Origin of the sequence: Streptomyces marokkonensis, from assembly GCF_008312835.1 — a bacterium.
In the GTDB taxonomy this organism is placed as follows: Bacteria; Actinomycetota; Actinomycetes; order Streptomycetales; family Streptomycetaceae; genus Streptomyces; species Streptomyces marokkonensis_A.
Map to the genome: position 1 here is coordinate 317,226 of NZ_VSKS01000002.1, position 17,584 is coordinate 334,809.

The window sequence follows — 17,584 nt, forward strand, 5'->3', positions numbered from 1 at the left end:
TTCCGATGAAGACGCGCAGGCGAAAGGCGGCAGCCAGACAGGGAGCAGCTACATCAGCGGGCGGAAGAGCGGGTGATACTGCACGGTCGACTTCGGTCCATGCCAGCCCCACCTCCTCCGGCCGGTCCCTCGTGAGGGACGATCCACATCCCCTGGGGGGATTTCCCCTGAGTGGGGAGTGTCATACGGGCGTTCGGGACGATCGGACTCCCGCAGGGCATCAACGGCCTGGGTGGTGTCCCTATCTGCGTGCGGCCCGAACCACCGGCCAAGCGTATCAGCCGACCGGCATGTCAAGGCTTTGCTTTGCCCGGTACTGACGAGTTCTATGCTCGCCGCATGGCTGATGTTCTTCCTCTGGTCGAGGCCCGGCTGCGCACCGCGCTGGGCGAGCCGGACGCGCGCGCGGCGGTCACCTTCCTGGGCACGGACCGCATCGAGGTGCTGCGCTTCCACGAGGGCGACATCGTGCGCTACGCCACCCTCGGCATGTCCGCGCACCCCATGACCGACCCCACGGCGGTCGTCGCGGACCCGGTCAAGGGCCCGCGTGTCGAGCTGGTGCTGTCCGTACGGGCCGGTGTGGCCGACACCGACAAGGTGCTCCGCCCGCTCGCCGTGCTCGCCGCGTCCCCGCAGGTCGAGGGTGTGGTCGTGGCCCCCGGCGCCTCGCTCGACGTGGGCGGACCGCTGTGGCCCGGCGCCCCGTTCACCTCCGTGCTGGTCGCCGAGCCGGGCGGCCTGGTGGAGGACTTGGAGCTCGACGACCCCCTGGACCCCGTACGGTTCCTGCCGCTGCTGCCGATGACCCCGAACGAGGCCGCCTGGAAGCGCGTGCACGGCGCCCAGGCCCTCCAGGAGCGCTGGCTGAACCAGGGCACGGATCTCAGGGACCCGTCCCGCAGGTCCGCCCCACTGGACTGAGACCGACCGGCCGGAACTCGTCGGTGTGAATATCGTGCTGATTCCACAAGATGAGTGCGCCGGCCGGGTGATCGTCCTTGACGTGGCGCGGCAGAGCTAGGACCGTGGGGCTCTATGAGGGGCGAACCCAGTTGCCCGAAGTGCGGTGGCCGGGTCAGGGCTCCCGGCCTCTTCTCGGATGCCTGGCAGTGCGACGTGCACGGCACCGTGCACCCGCTGCAGCCCGTGATACCGCCGAGCGTCGAAGCCCTCGAAGTCGTCGTGCACCGCACGAAGGTGCCGGTGTGGATGCCGTGGCCGCTGCCGGTGGGCTGGCTCTTCACGGGTGTGGCGTCCGCTGGCGACGACCGCAGCGGGGGCCGGGCGACGGCCGTCGCGTGCACCGGTCCGGGACCGCTCGGCGGAATGGGTGAACTGATCCTGGTCGCCGAGGAGCTCGGCGTCGGCCTCGGCGCGCGGTACGCGGGCATCGACGGCCCGGACCCGGGGCCGTACATGAACGTCGAGAAGCCACCGCAGGCCAAGGTGCTGGCCGCCGGCCGGCCGACCCCGCTCTGGCACGTCTCCCGGACGCCGGACGACCGTGCCGTGTTCGCGGGCGAGGCGCTCGGCATGTGGCTGTGGGCGGTGGTGTGGCCGGAGCGGTCCGGGCTGCTGATGTACGACGAGCTGGTCCTCACCGACCTGCGGGACGCCGGGGCGGAGGTGGAACTGGTGCCCTGCGGGGCGCTGTCACCGCGGTTGCTCGAGGCGTAGCCGCCCCAGGGACCGCCGGTAGGGGGCGCACGGCCGTTTCGGGTGTGACAGGGGCGGTGGAAAATCCGGTTATCCTGGAGCGTCCCCATCCGTCCGTCACCGCTTGGAGTAACGCGTCGTGCGCATCGACCTGCACACCCACTCCACCGCGTCCGACGGCACGGACACTCCGGCCGAGCTGGTCCGCAAGGCCGCTGCCGCCGGTCTCGACGTCATCGCGCTGACCGACCACGACACCACCCGCGGACACGCCGAGGCGCTCGCCGTGCTGCCGGCGGGACTCACCCTGGTCACCGGCGCCGAACTCTCCTGCCGGCTCGACGGCGTCAGCATGCACATGCTGGCCTACCTGTTCGACCCGGAGGAGCCCGCGCTGCTCGCCGAGCGCGAGCTGGTCCGGGACGACCGGGTGCCGCGGGCCAAGGGCATGATCGCCAAGCTGAACGCGCTGGGCGTGCCGGTCACCTGGGAGCAGGTCGCGCGGATCGCGGGCGACGGATCGGTGGGCCGGCCGCACGTGGCCACCGCCCTCGTCGAACTGGGCGTCGTGCCGAGCGTGAGCGACGCCTTCACCCAGGAGTGGCTGGCCGACGGAGGCCGCGCGTACATGGAGAAGCACGAGACCGACCCCTTCGTAGCCCTGCGGCTGGTGAAGAACGCGGGCGGCGTCGCCGTCTTCGCGCACCCCGCCGCGGACAAGCGGGGCAGGACCGTGCCGGAGTCCGCGATCGCCGATCTTGCCGGGGCCGGACTCGACGGCATCGAGGTCGACCACATGGACCACGACCCCGAGACCCGGGCGCGGCTGCGGGGCCTGGCGAAGGAACTGGGTCTCCTGGTCACCGGGTCCAGCGACTACCACGGCAGCAGGAAGACCTGCGTCCTCGGCGAGTTCATGACGGACCCCGAGGTGTACGGCGAGATCACACGGCGCGCGACGGGGGCGTTCCCGGTGCCCGGGGCCGGCGGAGTCTGAGGTCCGTCCTCACCCCGTACCCCTTTTCACTTCGTTCCCAGCAAGGCAGTCATGCTCGACGTCGCCGTCTTCGGCTCTCTCTTCCTGACCCTTTTTGTCATCATGGATCCCCCTGGGATCACCCCGATCTTCCTCGCCCTGACCGCGGGCCGGCCCGCCAAGGTGCAGAGGCGGATGGCCTTCCAGGCCGTCTGTGTGGCCGGCGGCGTGATCACCGTGTTCGGGCTGCTCGGCCACCAGATCCTCGCCTACCTGCACGTGTCGGTGCCGGCGCTGATGATCGCGGGCGGGCTGCTCCTGCTGCTGATCGCGCTCGACCTGCTCACCGGCAAGACCGACGAGCCCAAGCAGACCAAGGACGTCAACGTCGCCCTGGTCCCGCTGGGCATGCCGCTGCTGGCGGGGCCGGGTGCGATCGTGTCGGTCATCCTCGCCGTGCAGAAGGCCGACGGGCTCACCGGGCAGGTCTCGGTGTGGTCGGCGATCCTCGCCATCCACGTCGTGCTGTGGCTGGTGATGCGGTACTCGCTGCTGATCATCCGGGTCATCAAGGACGGCGGGGTGGTCCTGGTGACGCGCCTGGCCGGCATGATGCTCTCCGCGATCGCCGTGCAGCAGATCATCAACGGCGTCACCCAGGTCGTCCGGGGCGGCTGACCCGGCATCCTCGCGGACGTCGCGGAGCCCCCGTACCGATGGCGGTACGGGGGCTCCGAAGCATGCGTGCCGGGGCGGCCGGGCCCGTGTGGGCGGCGTCCCGCGGACGTGCGTTACGAGGCCGGGGCGTCGGCCGGGCGGATCCAGAGGCGCTGCCCGATGGCGGCGGCCTGCTGAACGATGCGGTTGACGGAGGCGGCGTCCACGACGGTCGTGTCCACGGGTGTGCCGTCGACGTCGTCGAGTCGCATGATTTCGAAGCGCACGGGCTTCTCCCTTCGTCTGGTCATCCTCCTGAAGGAGAACTACTCGGTGGGCGGCGCACAGGCCAGTCGGGCCCGTGTTCCATGACGGTTTCAACGGCATGCGCGGTGCAAACATTCCCTACGCTAAGGAAATTTTTCGATCGACTAAATACTGACCGGTAAGGGTTTCGAGGTGGACTGATCGGGACCGGTTGTGTTCATAGCGTGACCACCGGGACAATGGAAGTGATGAACGACGACCTGGCGGCCCTGCACGCCCGTATCGACCGCACGAACGAGCTGCTTCAGCGCATGCTCGCCGAGGTGGCGAAGACGCCCTCGACGCACGCGATCTTCGTCGACGCCGGCTATCTGTACGCCGCCGCGGGGCGGCTCGTGGCCGGGACGGAGGACCGCCGGGCCTTCGACCTCGACGCCGAGGGACTCATCGACGCGCTCATCGACCGGGCCCGCAATATCTTCGCCGACAGCAGGCTGCTGCGCGTCTACTGGTACGACGGGGCCAGGCGCCGCATCCACACCGCGGAGCAGCAGACCATCGCCGAACTCCCGGACGTCAAGGTCCGCCTCGGCAACCTCAACGCCAACAACCAGCAGAAGGGCGTCGACTCCCTCATCCGCACCGACCTGGAGTCACTGGCCCGGCACCGCGCCATCAGTGACGCGGCCCTGCTCGGCGGCGACGAGGACCTCGTCTCGGCGGTCGAGGCGGCCCAGGGGTACGGCGCCCGGGTCCACCTCTGGGGCATCGAGGCCCCGGAGGGCCGCAACCAGGCCGAGCCGCTGCTCTGGGAGGTCGACAGCCAGCGCACCCTCGACCTCGACTTCTTCAAGCCCTACGTCTCCCGGCGCACGGCACCGGCGTACGAGGGCACCACCGGCCGGCCCACCCGCGAGGACGTGCGGTTCGTCGGCGCGCAGATCGCCGCCAAGTGGCTGGCCGCACGCGGCCGGGAGACCATGGTGGAGCTCCTCCCCGGCCACCCCTATCTGCCCGGCTCCGTCGACCAGGACCTGCTGGTCGAGGCGGAAGGCCTCCTCCAGTACTCCCTGCGCGGCCAGGCGGACCTGCGACGCGCACTGCGGGACGGCTTCTGGGACCATCTGCAGGCGCAGTACTAGGCGGGCTCCCCGGGGCGCGGGTCGTCCCAGAAGTCGGCGAGGGCACGGGCGGTCGGGGCGGGCCGGTCGACGGCGGGCGAATGCTCGGCCCCGTCGACGACGGTGCGGTGCGCCCCCAGCCGCCGGGCCATCTCGTCGAGGTCCGGCACCGGCCACGTGTCGTCGCGCTCGCCCGACAGGACGTGGAACGGCAGCGGCACGGCGGCCAGTTCGGCGACCCGGTCCGGCTCGGTGCACAACTGATGTCCCGTGGCGAGCAGTTGTGCCGGTCGCGTGCCCAACCAGCGTCTGCGCAAGAACTCCTGGCCGCCGACCCCGCGGGCCGGACCACCCACCTCCTCCGGAGGACCCATGGCCAGGATCGCCTCCCAGCACTCCGCCATCGACATCACCGCGAGCGCGTCCCGCAGCAGCTTCACCCGCTGCTCCTGGGAGACGGAGATGTGTGCGGGCCCGGAGGAGACGAGCGTGAGCGAGCGGAAGGGGGAGTGGTCCAGGAGGACGGCGGCACGGGCGATCTGGCCGCCGAGGGAGTGGCCGACGAGGTGCACGGGCGCACCGAGCGCCTCCGCCTGCGCGAGCACGTCCCGGGCCAACTCGTCCCGCGCGTAGGCCGATTCGTCGTCGGCGGGTCCGTCCGACTCGTACTGCCCCCGCCCGTCCACGGCGACCGTACGGTATCCGCGCGCCGCGAGCGGTTCGTGCACCAGCGTGAAGTCCTCCTTGCTGCCGGTGTACCCGGGCAGCAGCAGTACCGTCCCCTTCACCCCGGCCCCGGGGGGCGGCGTCACGTCCACGACGGCGAACTCACCGCGGGAGGTGCGAAGTCGGCGGACACGGGCGCCCGGAGGCGGGGCGGAGGCGGAGCGGCTGGTCACAGAACGAAGCGTAAGGGGTACGGACACGCCGACGGCCCGGTCCCACGGGGGTGGGACCGGGCCGTCGGCGTGGTGCGTCAGCCCTCCGCGGGCTCCGCGGCGGCCGTGGCCTTGCGGGTACGGCGGGCCCTGGGCTTCGCCTCGTCCGCGGCCTCCGGCTCCTGCGCGGCCGGGGCGGCCTTGCGGGTCCGGCGCGGCTTGGCCCCGGTAGCCTCCGGCTCCTGCGCGGCCTGCGCCGGGATCTCGGCGGCCTTGCGGGTGCGGCGGCGCGGCGCGGCCTCGGCGGTGTCGACGGCGGGCTCCGCCTTCTTGGCGGCGGCCTTCCGCGTCCTGCGCGGCTTGGTCTCCTCGGCCTCGGACTCCGGGGCCGTCTGAGCCGGGATGCCGACGGCGACGGCCGGGTCCGACTCGGCGGCCTTGCGGGTGCGGCGGCGCGGCTTGGCCTCGACCGCCTCGGCGGTGTCGACGGCGGCCTCCGCCTTCGCGGTGGCCTTGCGGGTGCGGCGGGGCTTGGCCTCGGTCGCCTCGGCCGTCTCGGCGGCGTCGACCGGGGTCTCGGCCTTCGCGGCGGTCTTGCGGGTGCGGCGCGGCTTGGTCTCGGCCGCCTCGGCCGGCTCCGCGGTTCCCTCGACGGCGTCGACCGCGGCCTCCGCCTTCGCGGCGGTCTTGCGGGTGCGGCGGGGCTTGGCCTCGGTCGCCTCGGCCGTCTCGGCGGCGTCGACCGGGGTCTCGGCCTTCGCGGCGGTCTTGCGGGTGCGGCGCGGCTTCGGCTCGGTCGCCTCGGCCGGCTCGTCCGTTCCCTCGGCCGTGTCCACCGCTGCCGTCTCCGCGGTCCGGCGGGTGCGGCGGCGCGGCTCCGCGACCGGGGCGGCCTCGGGTTCCGTGACGACGGGGGCCGTCACGGCCACCGCGGTCTCCTCGGCCGGCGACGGGGTGACGACGGCCGCCGTGTCCACCGCTGCCGTCTCCGCGGACCTGCGGGTGCGGCGGCGGCGCGGCTTCGCGGCGGCTCCGGAGGCGTCCGCCGTGCCCTCGGCCGTGTCGACGGCGGACTCCGCCGCCTCGGCGGGCTCGGTCGCGGTCACCGCGGCCGACGGCGCCCCCGCCGGGACTCCGCCGCGCATACGGCGACGGCGGCGCGGGGTGCGTGCGGCCGTGCCGGTCTCCGCCTCACCGGTGCCTTCGGCGGCCGGGTTCGCGGGCTGCTGCGCCGCCTCGTCCAGCGGTGTACCGCCACGCGTGCGGCGGCGGCGCCGCGGCGTACGGGCCGAGGTCTCCCGCTCCTCGGGACGGTCGCCACCGCGCCCGCCCCGGCCACCGCGCCCGCGGGGCCCACGGCCGCCCGGCTCGCCCAGGTCCTCGAGCTCCTCCGCGTCCAGCCCGGCGCGCGTGCGGTCCGCGCGCGGCAGGATGCCCTTGGTGCCCTCGGGGATGCCCAGGTCCGTGAACAGGTGCGGGGAGGTGGAGTACGTCTCCTGCGGGTCGCCGAGGCCGAGCTCCAGCGCCTTGTTGATCAGCTGCCAGCGCGGGATGTCGTCCCAGTCGACCAGGGTGATCGCCGTACCCTTCGCCCCCGCGCGGCCGGTGCGGCCGATGCGGTGCAGATACGTCTTCTCGTCCTCGGGCGTCTGGTAGTTGATGACGTGGGTCACGCCCTCGACGTCGATGCCGCGGGCGGCGACGTCGGTGCAGACGAGGACGTCGACCTTGCCGTTGCGGAACGCGCGCAGGGCCTGTTCGCGCGCGCCCTGGCCGAGGTCGCCGTGGACCGCCCCGGAGGCGAAGCCGCGCTGCTTGAGCTGGTCGGCGAGGTCGGCGGCGGTGCGCTTGGTGCGGCAGAAGACCATGACCAGCCCCCGGCCGTCGGCCCGCAGCATCCGCGCGACCATCTCGGGCTTGTCCATGTTGTGGGCGCGGTAGACGAACTGCTTGGTGTTCGCGACCGTCGCGCCCTCGTCGTCCGGGGCCGTGGCGCGGATGTGCGTCGGCTGCGACATGTAGCGCCGGGCGAGACCGATCACGGCGCCCGGCATGGTGGCCGAGAACAGCATGGTCTGGCGCTTGGCCGGGAGGAAGTTGATGATCTTCTCGACGTCGGGCAGGAAGCCCAGGTCGAGCATCTCGTCGGCCTCGTCGAGGACGAGTGCCCTGACGTGGTTCAGGTTCAGCTTCTTCTGCCCGGCGAGGTCGAGCAGCCGGCCCGGGGTGCCGACGATCACGTCGACGCCCTTCTTCAGCGCCTCGACCTGGGGCTCGTAGGCCCGGCCGCCGTAGATGGCGGTGACGCGCACGTTACGCACCTTGCCGGCGGTCAGCAGGTCGTTGGTGACCTGCGTGCACAGCTCGCGCGTGGGGACGACGACCAGCGCCTGCGGGGCGTCGGTGAGGTCCTCGGGCTTCGCGCGGCCGGCTTCCACGTCCGCGGGGACGGTGACGCGCTCGAGGAGCGGAAGGCCGAAGCCGAGCGTCTTGCCGGTGCCGGTCTTGGCCTGGCCGATGACGTCCGTGCCCGACAGGGCCACGGGGAGCGTCATCTCCTGGATGGGGAAGGGGGTGATGATGCCGACGGCTTCCAGGGCCTCGGCGGTCTCGGGGAGGATCCCGAGCTCTCGGAACGTCGTAGTCAGGGTGCTGCCTCTTCTGTGTGCGCGGTACGAGGCGAGCGCGGGGGTCGTGTAGGGACCGTGCCGGGGACGTCGGCTGCCATACGGGCGGGGCCGTAGGACACGGGACCACTGCCGACGCTCGAGCGTTCGTACCGCTGAGGTGTCCCTCCGGGTTCCGTACGCACTGTGGCGTACGGTCGAGAGGGCTGTCGGGTCGGAGCCGATCGGGCCACCGACCGGGCATCCTCATACATGCGGCCCGTCGAGTACGTCAGAGTGCTCAGCAGGCGCATTACCACCATACCCCGGATCCGCGCACACGCCATGGCCGATTTGGTCACGTAGTCGTCGTCACACTGATTCACCAGGGACTTCCGGCGCCTGACAAGCGGGCTATTGTGCGCTTCATGACGAGCTCTGACAAGCCTGACAACGCCGCGGACACCCCCGAGACCCCCGCCGGACACACCGGCGTCGCCGCCATGGACTGGGCGGCCGCATCCGCCGACCCCCAGTACCGTGCCGCCGTCGTGGACCTGCTCGGCGCGCTCGCGTACGGGGAGCTGGCGGCGTTCGAGCGGCTCGCGGAGGACGCCAAGCTGGCGCCCACGCTGGCGGACAAGGCCGAGCTGGCGAAGATGGCCTCGGCCGAGTTCCACCACTTCGAGCGGCTGCGCGACCGGCTCGCCGAGATCGGTGAGGAACCGACGCTCGCGATGGAGCCCTTCGTCGCCGCCTACGACGGTTTCCACAAGCAGACGGCGCCCTCGGACTGGCTGGAGGGCCTGGTCAAGGCCTACGTCGGCGACTCCATCGCCAGCGACTTCTACCGGGAGGTCGCGGCCCGTCTGGACTCCGACACCCGGGCGCTGGTGCTGGCCGTGCTCGACGACACCGGGCACGGCGGCTTCGCCGTGGAAAAGGTGCGAGCCGCGATCGACGCGGACCCGCGCGTGGGCGGGCGGCTCGCACTGTGGGCGCGGCGGCTCATGGGTGAGGCGCTGTCGCAGTCCCAGCGGGTGGTCGCCGACCGGGACGCGCTGTCGACGATGCTCGTGGGAGGCGTCGCGGACGGGTTCGACCTCGCCGAGGTCGGCAAGATGTTCTCCCGGATCACCGAAGCCCACACCAAGCGGATGGCGGCCCTGGGGCTGGCGGCCTGACGGGAGTCCGGACCGCTCCGGCCCGGTTCACCGGCGGCGCCACCATCGGCGGCCGGTCAGGCGGTCGCCGATCGGCGGCGCAGTCTTCCCGCCGGGCGCAGCAGCAACGACAGCGAGGCCACGGACACGATCACCGCGCCCAGCAGGATCGTCAGCAGGTTGCCCGCGTCCAGCGCGGTGTTCATGACGAAGGCGCCGAACAGCGCTCCGGCCACACCGGTCGGCAGCACCAGGGCGCGGGCGGGAAGACGATGCGGCAGGCGGTGGTACGCCGCCCACGCCAGAGCCAGGCCGAGGATGGCGGAGCTGAGCGCTTCCAAGAGCATGTCGGGGTCCCTCCCACATGGCCGGCCTGCTCACATCGGTCGTAGCCCGTCTTACCCCTGACCTGCGGAATCCAATCCTCCTCCGGGGCGTAGCCGTGCTCCATCCGTGAAGGGACGCAGGCGGAGAGGGGAGAGGGGAGAGGGGAAAGGACACGGGAACGCGGGAGGGCCCGGCGGTTGGAACCGCCGGGCCTTCCCGTGACGTCCGGTCGCCGCCTACAGCGCGCCGAAGCCCACCTTGCGCGGGGCCGGCTCGCCGATCTCGACGTACGCGAGACGGTCGGCCGGGACCAGGATCTTGCGGCCGTGCTCGTCCACGAGGCTCAGCAGCTGCGACTTCCCGGCCAGCGCCTCGGCCACCACGCGCTCGACCTCCTCCGCGCTCTGACCGCTCTCCAGAACGATCTCGCGGGGCGCGTGCTGCACGCCGATCTTGACCTCCACGGCTATGTCCCTCCGACGGTCAGTGAAGTGCGCGACGTTCCGCGCCGTACCAGCACACATTAGCCCGGTGAGGGGACGGACACGTCGCGCCCTGCAACGCCAGGAGCGAACAGCCGACGGGAACAAACGGCCGCCGGTGTCCGCCCCGCGCGCTCAGTGGTGCTGCTCGTTGCCGTGCAACGGGAATCCGGCGATGCCCCGCCAGGCCAGCGAGGTCAGCAACTGCACCGCCTGGTCACGCGGCACGCTGCGGTCGCTGTGCAGCCAGGACCGCGCCACCACCTGCGCGAGGCCGCCGAGCCCCGAGGCGAGCAGCATCGACTCCGCCCGCGACAGCCCGGTGTCCTCGGCGATGACGTCGCAGATCGCCTCCGCGCAGTCGTTGGTCACCTTGTCGACGCGCTCGCGCACGGCGGGCTCGTTCGTCAGGTCCGACTCGAAGACCAGGCGGAACGCGCCGCCGTCGTCCTCGACGTACGCGAAATAGGCGTCCATGGTCGCCCGGACGCGCTGCTTGTTGTCCGTCGTCGACGCCAGCGCGTGGCGCACCGACTGGATCAGGGCCTCGCAGTGCTGGTCCAGCAGTGCGAGATAGAGATCCAGCTTGCCCGGGAAGTGCTGGTACAGCACCGGCTTGCTGACGCCGGCGCGTTCGGCGATGTCGTCCATCGCGGCCGCGTGGTAACCCTGCGCGACGAAGACTTCCTGAGCGGCACCCAGCAACTGGTTCCGTCGGGCACGGCGCGGCAGGCGTGTACCCCTCGGGCGTACCGCGTCTGTCTGCTCGATGGCTGTCACGCCGCCTCCCATTGTCGTCCATGTGCGGTGTGAGCCGCGCCGCCATCGTACTTTTCGGTAACCGTGGTGTGCGCGGTGAGAGCGCAGAATTTCACGGACCGGGCTGCGCCGAAAGGCGTACGGACGGTTTCAAAAGCTGTCAGAGCGGGCAAGGAGCGGCCTCCTCTCCGGACGACGGTGCCCTGGCCGGCGCACTCCTCACCGGTAGTCGTCCTCGTCGAGGGAGACGACCCGGGCCTGTTCCACCAGGTCGGCCTCGTTGGCGCGGTCGGGGTCGACGCCGGTCATCGGGTCGTCGCCCTCCGGCCGCACCTCCGCCTGCTGCTCGGCCGCGTCGACCTGGGGCGCCTCGACGTCGTACTCCTGGCCCTCGCGGACGTCCTCGTCCTCGAACGTCTCCGGGTCGGTCGGGTCTACGGCCATGGCTGGGCTCCCTTCTACGAACGTCCCTGACGGATGCAGGGGCCACATGCGGGTGCCCTCTGTACGAGCCTAGGAGACACCCGATTCGGACGCTATGCGATCCGCGGCGGCGATGTGACAGGTGCGCATCGCGCGGGGGAGCCCCCTGTGACGCCGGACACATGAGCCGCCACGTGATCGTCTCGTAACATTGCCGCATGTCTTCGACCGAGCTGCCGTCCGTGCCGCCCGCGAACGTGCTTCCCAAAGTGGCGGCCGTCAGGGTCGCGGAGGGCGAGCGCCTCAGGTCGGTGCACCTGCCCGGCGTCACCCTCTCCGTACGGTCGAGGCCACCCGCGCGCGAGGGGCTGCCGCCCGCTCTCTACGTCCACGGACTCGGCGGTTCCTCGCTGAACTGGTCGGCCCTCATGCCGCTGCTGCACGACGTCGTCGACAGCGAGGCCGTGGACCTGCCGGGCTTCGGGGACTCCCCGCCGCCGGACGACGGCGACTACTCCCTCACCGCGCACGCCCGCGCGGTGATCCGGTATCTCGACGCCTCCGGCCGCGGCCCCGTGCACCTCTTCGGGAACTCGCTCGGCGGGGCGGTCACCACCCGCGTCGCCGCCGTACGCCCCGACCTCGTCCGCACGCTCACCCTCGTGTCACCGGCCCTGCCGGAACTGCGGGTGCAGCGCACCGCCGTCCCCACGGGGCTGCTGGCGGTGCCCGGGGTCGCTCTGCTGTTCACCCGCATCACCCGGGAGTGGACGGCGGAACAGCGGGTCCGCGGTGTGCTGAAGCTCTGCTACGGCGACCCCGGGCGGGTGTCGCACGAAGGGTTCCACAACGCCGTGCAGGAGATGGAGCGGCGGCTGCGGCTGCCCTACTTCTGGGACGCGATGGCCCGCTCCGCGCGGGGGCTCGTCAACGCGTACACCCTGGGTGGCCAGCACGGACTGTGGCGCCAGGCCGAGCGGGTGCTCGCGCCGACCCTGCTCGTCTACGGCGGCCGGGACCAGCTCGTCGGCTTCCGCATGGCCCAGCGGTCGGCGCGGGCCTTCCGGGACTCCCGGCTGTGGACCATCCCGGACGCGGGCCACGTGGCGATGATGGAGTACCCCGACACCGTGGCCCTCGCCTTCCGTGAACTCCTCATGGATACAACGGATTCGGCCGATGAGGGGGATACTGGGGGACCGGGCGCGCAGGGCGCTCCGGGTTCCCCCGCCGGCACCGGTGGCGGAACCACCGCCGAGAACACGAGGGGCTGAGGCGCGACGTGGGACGCCACAGCCGCCGTGGACCCGCCCCCAGGGGCGACATCGCGGACACGACCGCAGCACGGAACGTTCCGGACGGCCGCGGGGCCCGCGGGGGCGACCGGGGCGACACCCGGCCGGACCCGTACCGGATGCCCGCGGACCATCCGGCACAGGGCCCGGCCCTGCAGCCGCCGGGGCGTCCGCCCGTGGGCGGGGGCCAGGGGTACGGGGTTCCGTACGCGGACCCGTCCGGGAATCCGGCACACGGCGCTCCCCTGTACGGGACGACCGGACACGGCATGCCGGACGGGACTCCGGCGCACGGTGTGCCGCGCCTCCCGGACGGATGGCTCCCGGAGGGCACCCCGCCGCACGGCGTTCCCCGGTTCGCCGACGGGACTCCGGCGCGCGGTGTGCCGCGGCTGCCCGACGGAACCCCCGCGCACGGCGTTCCCCGGTTCGCCGACGGCACCCCGGCGCGCGGCGTTCCCCAGGCCCGCGGCGAGCACCCGGAGCAGTGGGAGGCCGGGGGCGGCTGGGGGACGGTGAACGGCCGGACGACGGCCGGAGCCGGATACGGCGGCATGCCTCCGGCCGGGCCGGGGCCGAGACCCGGGCCGGGCGTGCCCTTCCCGCGACAGCGGCAGGCACCCCCCGCGGGACCGCGGGAGGACTACCTCGACGCCTTCGCCGATGACGTCGACCTCTTCACCCCGCGCACGCCCGCCTCCGCACCGCGCCCGCCGGCCTCCGCGCACCCCACCGACCCCTACGCCGCCGTCACCGACTGGAACAGCGCTCCGGTCACCGGCACCCCCGCGGACGCCGACGAGCCGCCGACCGGGGAGCCCGCGCAGGGCAAGGGCGGCAAGGGGCGCGCGTTCACCGGCATCGCGGCCGCCGCCGTCACCACGGTGCTGGCCGTCGTGGTGGCCGGGCAGGCCGCCGACGAGCGTGACGCCGCCGGCGCGCAGACGCAGTCCGCCGGTGAGCAGGCCCGCGACGTACGGGATCCCGCCTCGCGCGGTGACGACCGGGAGACGCCCGCCGTGCCGTCCGCCGAGCCGCTGACGTACCAGCAGAAGATGGACCGGACGTTCCCGCTCAGCGCGGCCCGCGCGGGCACGGGGACGTTCGAGGCGATCCCCGGCATCGACAAGGCGCCCGGCAAGGGCGACAAGGTCACCTACCGCGTGGACGTGGAACAGGGACTCGGCCTCGACGGCGAGCTCTTCGCCGAGGCCGTGCACAGGACGCTCAACGACGACCGCAGCTGGGCGCACAACGGCGCCCGCACCTTCGAGCGCATCCACTCAGGCCGGGCCGACTTCGTGATCACCCTCGCCAGTCCCGCGACGACCGCCGACTGGTGCGCCAAGTCCGGCCTGGACACCACCGAGGACAACGTCTCCTGCGACTCCGCGGCCACGGAGCGCGTGATGATCAACGCGTACCGGTGGGCGCAGGGTTCGGAGACCTACGGCGAGGAGATCCACGCCTACCGCCAGATGCTGATCAACCATGAGATCGGCCACCGGCTGGGCTACAACCACGTCACCTGTGACAAGAACGGCGACCTGGCACCGGTGATGCAGCAGCAGACCAAGTTCCTCGAACACAACGGAATCCGCTGCCGCCCGAACCCCTGGGCCTACCCCAACAGCTGATCATCAACTGATCGCATAGCGTCCAGAAACGCGCCCCGCACGGGAAAGTTACGCCCGTTCACCCCTTTTGGTGGCGCGATGGACAACCGTCCGTCGCGCCACCACCTGTTCCGCATACGTTCGTCCCGCTGCGAGCCGCCGGGTCAACGGCGGCTCCCCACACGGGAGATCGGGGGTGCACACGTGCGCATCGGACTGCTTACGGAGGGTGGCTATCCGTATGTGAGCGGTGAGGGCGGGTTCTGGTGCGACCGCCTGGTGCGCGGACTCGACCGACACGAGTTCGACGTCTACGCGTTCAGCAGCGGCGAGGCCCAGGAGGACGCCGGCTGGGTCCCGCTGCCGCCCCAGGTCAACCGGGTGCGTACCGCGCCGCTGTGGGCGGCCGAGGACGACGGGGTGGTGTACGGCCGCCGCGCACGCCGGCGCTTCTCGGAGCACTACGGCGAACTGGCCGCCGTGCTCTGCGCCTCGCCGGACTCCGCCGCCCCCGAGGCGGACCGTTTCGCCACCGCGCTCCGGGGCCTCGCCGAACTCGCCCGCGAGGAAGGCGGCCTGGTGGGCGCACTCCGCTCCGAGACGGCCGTACGCGCCCTGGAGCGCGCCTGTCGTGCGCCCGGTGCCCGGCGCGCGGCGCGCGAGGCCCGCGTCCCGGATCTGCTGGCGGTCGCCGCGCATGTGGAGCGCGCCCTGCGCCCCCTCTCACTCGACTGGTACGAGGAGGACGGGCTGGGCGCGGTGGACCTGTGCCACGCCGCCGCCGGGGGAGTGGCGGCCCTTCCGGGACTGCTCGCCCACCACTTCTTCGGCGTGCCCCTCCTCGTCACCGAGTACGGGGTCCGCCTGCGGACGCACTACCTCACCCGTCCGGACTCCCCACCCGCGGTCCGCTCCCTGCTCGCCGCCTTCCACGGCAGGCTCACCGCCGAGACCTACCGCCGGGCCGCGTTCATCACGCCGGGCAACACACACGCCCGCCGCTGGCAGGAACGCTGCGGCGCCGACCGGGCGAAGCTGCGCACGGTGTACCCGGGCATGGACGCCGCGCCCTTCGCCGAGGTGGGGGAGTCCCCGGAGAGCGCGGACCCGCACACCCTCGTCTGGGTCGGCCGGGTGGAGCCCGCCAAGGACCTGGTCTCGCTGCTGCACGCCTTCGCGGAGATCCGCACGGAGGAGCCGGAGGCCCGTCTGCGGATCATCGGCGGCCCGGCGGGCCCCGAGGGCGCCGCGTACCTCGGCCACTGCAGAGCACTCGCCGCACACCTCTTCCCGGACGAGGCCGACGGCCCGCACGCCGTCGGCGACAACCCGGTGTCCTTCGAGCAACTGGGCGGTCCCGGCCTGGAGACCCCCGCGGACGCCTACGCCGGCGGGGCCGTGACGGTCCTGTCCAGTGTCGTCGAGGGGTTCCCCACGGGTCTGATCGAGGCGATGTTCTGCGCACGCGCCACCGTCTCCACGGACGTCGGCGCGGTGGTGGAGGCCATCGGCGGCACCGGTCTCGTCGTACCACCGCGCAACCCGCGGGCGCTCGCCGAGGCGTGCGTCTCCCTGTTGCGCGACCCCGAGCGCCGTACACGCCTCGGCGCCGCCGCACGCGCCCGCGCTCTCGAGTTGTTCACCGTCGACCAGAACGTCTCGGCCTTCCACCGCATCTACCTGGAGATCGTCGCGCGGACCCCGGTCCGCTGCCTCGTCCTCGACGGCACCGGCGACCCCCTGCCCTTCGCCGCTCCCGCCGAGGCCCACGTCCCCGGCCACTGGACCGACCCCACCCCCCGCGCCGTCCCCACGTGGGCCGTGGAGACGCCGGTACCCGCAACGGAGACAGCCCGATGACCGACCTGGGCGAACTGAACCGCAGCACTCCCGGTGCGGCCGACCCCGTCAAGGCACTCCTGCACCGCCACCACGACCTGTGCCTGCGGGCAGTGGACCCGTTGGAGATCGCAGCGGGCCTGGAGGCCCACGGCATCACCGACCGCACCGCCGCCCGCTTCCGTCACCGCGACGTCTTCTCGCTGGCGGAGGAGCTCTACGCCCGGGTCCCCCGCGACACCGACCCCCCGCCCCCCGCCCCACCCACGACGCGGCGCGCGGACACCCTCCACGGGTCCGCATGGTTCCTCCTCCCCCTCCTTCCGGGCGCCCTGTGCGCGGCGACGGTGATCGCCCTGCGCCAGACCCACGGCGAGACGCGCCTCTACGCGGCGGCCGCCGGCATCCTCGCCGTCACCCTCGCCCTCCGCGCGGCACTCCGCCGGGGCCCGCTGAGCACTCCCGGCCGCACGACCCGCCCAGCCACGACGTCCTGGACGTGCTGGCTCATCGGCTACGCCCTCCTGGGCGACGGTCTGCTGCACGCGGCGATCACCGGCGGCCCGGACGGCCTGCCCAACGGTACGGCCGAGGGACACTGGCCACTCGCCGTCGCCCCGGTCCTCGCCCTCACCCTCGCCTGCGCGCCGGCCGCGTGGACCACCCACCTCTTCACCACCCACGCCCGCCGCCGACTCGGGTCGAGCCGCGGCCTGGAGGACTTCTCCGCCTCGGTACGCCCCGTGCTCCTGGGCACGTTCGTCCTGTTCCTGGGCGCACTGGCGGCCCTGCTCGCCGTGACGTCCGCGCTCCTCGACGAGCCCTCCGCGCTCCCCGGGACGCTCGCCCTGGGCGCCCTGCTCTTCCTGGCCCGCCTCCTGACGGTCCACGGCTTCAGCCACGCGCCGAAGGTGATCCTCACGATCACCGTCCTCGCCCAGGCAGCCGCCCTGACGACGGTCCTCGCGGCCCGCCTCCCCGGCTGCGCCGCCCTGTCCACACCGGTGGAAACCCTGACCACCACCTGGAGCCCCGCGGCGGTCCCCACCTTCACCTGCGGTGCGGCGGCCCTGGTCCTCCTGATCCACGCCTCCCGCAGACTGTCCCGCGCCTCGGCGCACGTCTCCACGGAGCAACCACGGTGAGCCGCGGACGCGCTGACGCGAGCCGAGGGGTGCTCGCGACCCGGCGCTCAACTGGTGGAGGCACGCCTCTGCCCGCGGATGCGGCAGCGGCTCCGCCCAAGCGGCGGTGGCCCGCGGGAGCGGCGTTGGCCGCGTACTGCGCGGAGGGGTCGGGGCGGGGGTGTGCGCCCGCAGCGGCTGGTGCGACTCGGCGCCCCGCACCTCCACCGGGCAACGGAATCACGCCAGTCCGAGGACGGACACCCCCGCCCCGGCCCCGACCCACCCCCCACCCGTAGGCGCTACGCGCACCCCCACCGCAGGGACAGCGGCGCCGAAGGCATACGACCACCACCCGACCCCACCCCCGAAGGAGAACCCCACATGACCCC

At 72.8% G+C, this 17,584-nt stretch carries 17 protein-coding genes; 10 read left to right on the forward strand and 7 right to left on the reverse strand.

The window, feature by feature from the left end:
• Window positions 1-339: 339 nt before the first annotated feature.
• The 4 genes from F1615_RS04230 (at window position 340) to F1615_RS04245 (ending at window position 3,313) form a co-directional block, all read left to right on the forward strand.
• On the forward strand, window positions 340-924 hold the full coding sequence (locus tag F1615_RS04230; RefSeq protein WP_149547500.1) for a suppressor of fused domain protein: 585 nt from the start codon (window positions 340-342) through the stop codon (window positions 922-924).
• A gap of 114 nt (window positions 925-1,038) precedes the next feature.
• The gene (locus F1615_RS04235; protein ID WP_149547501.1) at window positions 1,039-1,680 is read left to right on the forward strand and encodes a DUF6758 family protein; all 642 of its coding nucleotides are present in this window, start codon (window positions 1,039-1,041) and stop codon (window positions 1,678-1,680) included.
• Between the two features lie 118 nt (window positions 1,681-1,798).
• Entirely contained in the window at window positions 1,799-2,656 is an 858-nt protein-coding gene (locus F1615_RS04240) for a PHP domain-containing protein (protein ID WP_149547502.1), read from the forward strand.
• Between the two features lie 51 nt (window positions 2,657-2,707).
• On the forward strand, window positions 2,708-3,313 hold the full coding sequence (locus F1615_RS04245) for a MarC family protein (RefSeq protein WP_149547503.1): 606 nt from the start codon (window positions 2,708-2,710) through the stop codon (window positions 3,311-3,313).
• Between the two features lie 113 nt (window positions 3,314-3,426).
• On the opposite strand, the gene F1615_RS04250 is transcribed toward F1615_RS04245, so the two are convergent.
• Complete coding sequence (locus F1615_RS04250) at window positions 3,427-3,579, reverse strand: hypothetical protein (protein WP_142193303.1); 153 nt, start codon at window positions 3,577-3,579, stop codon at window positions 3,427-3,429.
• A 228-nt stretch (window positions 3,580-3,807) separates the two neighbouring features.
• On the opposite strand from F1615_RS04250, the gene F1615_RS04255 reads away from it, so the two are divergent.
• The gene (locus F1615_RS04255; protein ID WP_167533656.1) at window positions 3,808-4,701 is read left to right on the forward strand and encodes an NYN domain-containing protein; all 894 of its coding nucleotides are present in this window, start codon (window positions 3,808-3,810) and stop codon (window positions 4,699-4,701) included.
• Here the strand turns inward: F1615_RS04255 and F1615_RS04260 are convergent.
• Window positions 4,698-5,579, reverse strand: a complete 882-nt coding sequence (locus tag F1615_RS04260) for an alpha/beta fold hydrolase (protein WP_149547504.1) — start codon at window positions 5,577-5,579, stop codon at window positions 4,698-4,700. The two genes, F1615_RS04255 and F1615_RS04260, sit on opposite strands and share 4 nt — an antisense overlap.
• Before the next feature lie 77 nt (window positions 5,580-5,656).
• A complete protein-coding gene (locus tag F1615_RS04265; protein WP_149547505.1) occupies window positions 5,657-8,113 on the reverse strand; it encodes a DEAD/DEAH box helicase in 2,457 nt (818 codons plus the stop codon).
• 479 nt (window positions 8,114-8,592) lie between these two features.
• Here F1615_RS04265 and F1615_RS04275 point away from each other — a divergent pair, with 479 nt between their 5' ends.
• Entirely contained in the window at window positions 8,593-9,348 is a 756-nt protein-coding gene (locus tag F1615_RS04275; RefSeq protein ID WP_149547507.1) for a ferritin-like domain-containing protein, read from the forward strand.
• A gap of 56 nt (window positions 9,349-9,404) precedes the next feature.
• Here F1615_RS04275 and F1615_RS04280 read toward each other — a convergent pair whose 3' ends face one another.
• The 4 genes from F1615_RS04280 to F1615_RS04295 all read right to left on the reverse strand — a co-directional run bounded on the left by F1615_RS04280 (window position 9,405) and on the right by F1615_RS04295 (window position 11,339).
• Entirely contained in the window at window positions 9,405-9,674 is a 270-nt protein-coding gene (locus F1615_RS04280) for a hypothetical protein (protein WP_149547508.1), read from the reverse strand.
• Window positions 9,675-9,890: 216 nt separating this feature from the next.
• Complete coding sequence (locus F1615_RS04285; protein WP_019522837.1) at window positions 9,891-10,118, reverse strand: DUF3107 domain-containing protein; 228 nt, start codon at window positions 10,116-10,118, stop codon at window positions 9,891-9,893.
• A gap of 153 nt (window positions 10,119-10,271) precedes the next feature.
• Entirely contained in the window at window positions 10,272-10,916 is a 645-nt protein-coding gene (locus F1615_RS04290) for a TetR/AcrR family transcriptional regulator (protein ID WP_149547509.1), read from the reverse strand.
• A gap of 198 nt (window positions 10,917-11,114) precedes the next feature.
• Complete coding sequence (locus F1615_RS04295; RefSeq protein WP_149547510.1) at window positions 11,115-11,339, reverse strand: hypothetical protein; 225 nt, start codon at window positions 11,337-11,339, stop codon at window positions 11,115-11,117.
• Between the two features lie 197 nt (window positions 11,340-11,536).
• Here F1615_RS04295 and F1615_RS04300 point away from each other — a divergent pair, with 197 nt between their 5' ends.
• The 4 genes from F1615_RS04300 (at window position 11,537) to F1615_RS04315 (ending at window position 17,213) form a co-directional block, all read left to right on the forward strand.
• Window positions 11,537-12,592: an alpha/beta fold hydrolase gene (locus tag F1615_RS04300; RefSeq protein WP_149547511.1), complete on the forward strand. Its 1,056-nt coding sequence runs from the start codon at window positions 11,537-11,539 to the stop codon at window positions 12,590-12,592.
• 8 nt (window positions 12,593-12,600) lie between these two features.
• Window positions 12,601-14,250 (forward strand): DUF3152 domain-containing protein, encoded by a 1,650-nt coding sequence (locus tag F1615_RS04305; RefSeq protein WP_149547512.1) that lies wholly within the window; start codon window positions 12,601-12,603, stop codon window positions 14,248-14,250.
• A gap of 183 nt (window positions 14,251-14,433) precedes the next feature.
• Entirely contained in the window at window positions 14,434-16,089 is a 1,656-nt protein-coding gene (locus tag F1615_RS04310) for a DUF3492 domain-containing protein (RefSeq protein WP_149547513.1), read from the forward strand.
• Window positions 16,086-17,213 (forward strand): hypothetical protein, encoded by a 1,128-nt coding sequence (locus tag F1615_RS04315; RefSeq protein ID WP_149547514.1) that lies wholly within the window; start codon window positions 16,086-16,088, stop codon window positions 17,211-17,213. Before F1615_RS04310 ends, F1615_RS04315 begins: the two co-directional genes overlap by 4 nt.
• Window positions 17,214-17,584: the final 371 nt, after the last annotated feature.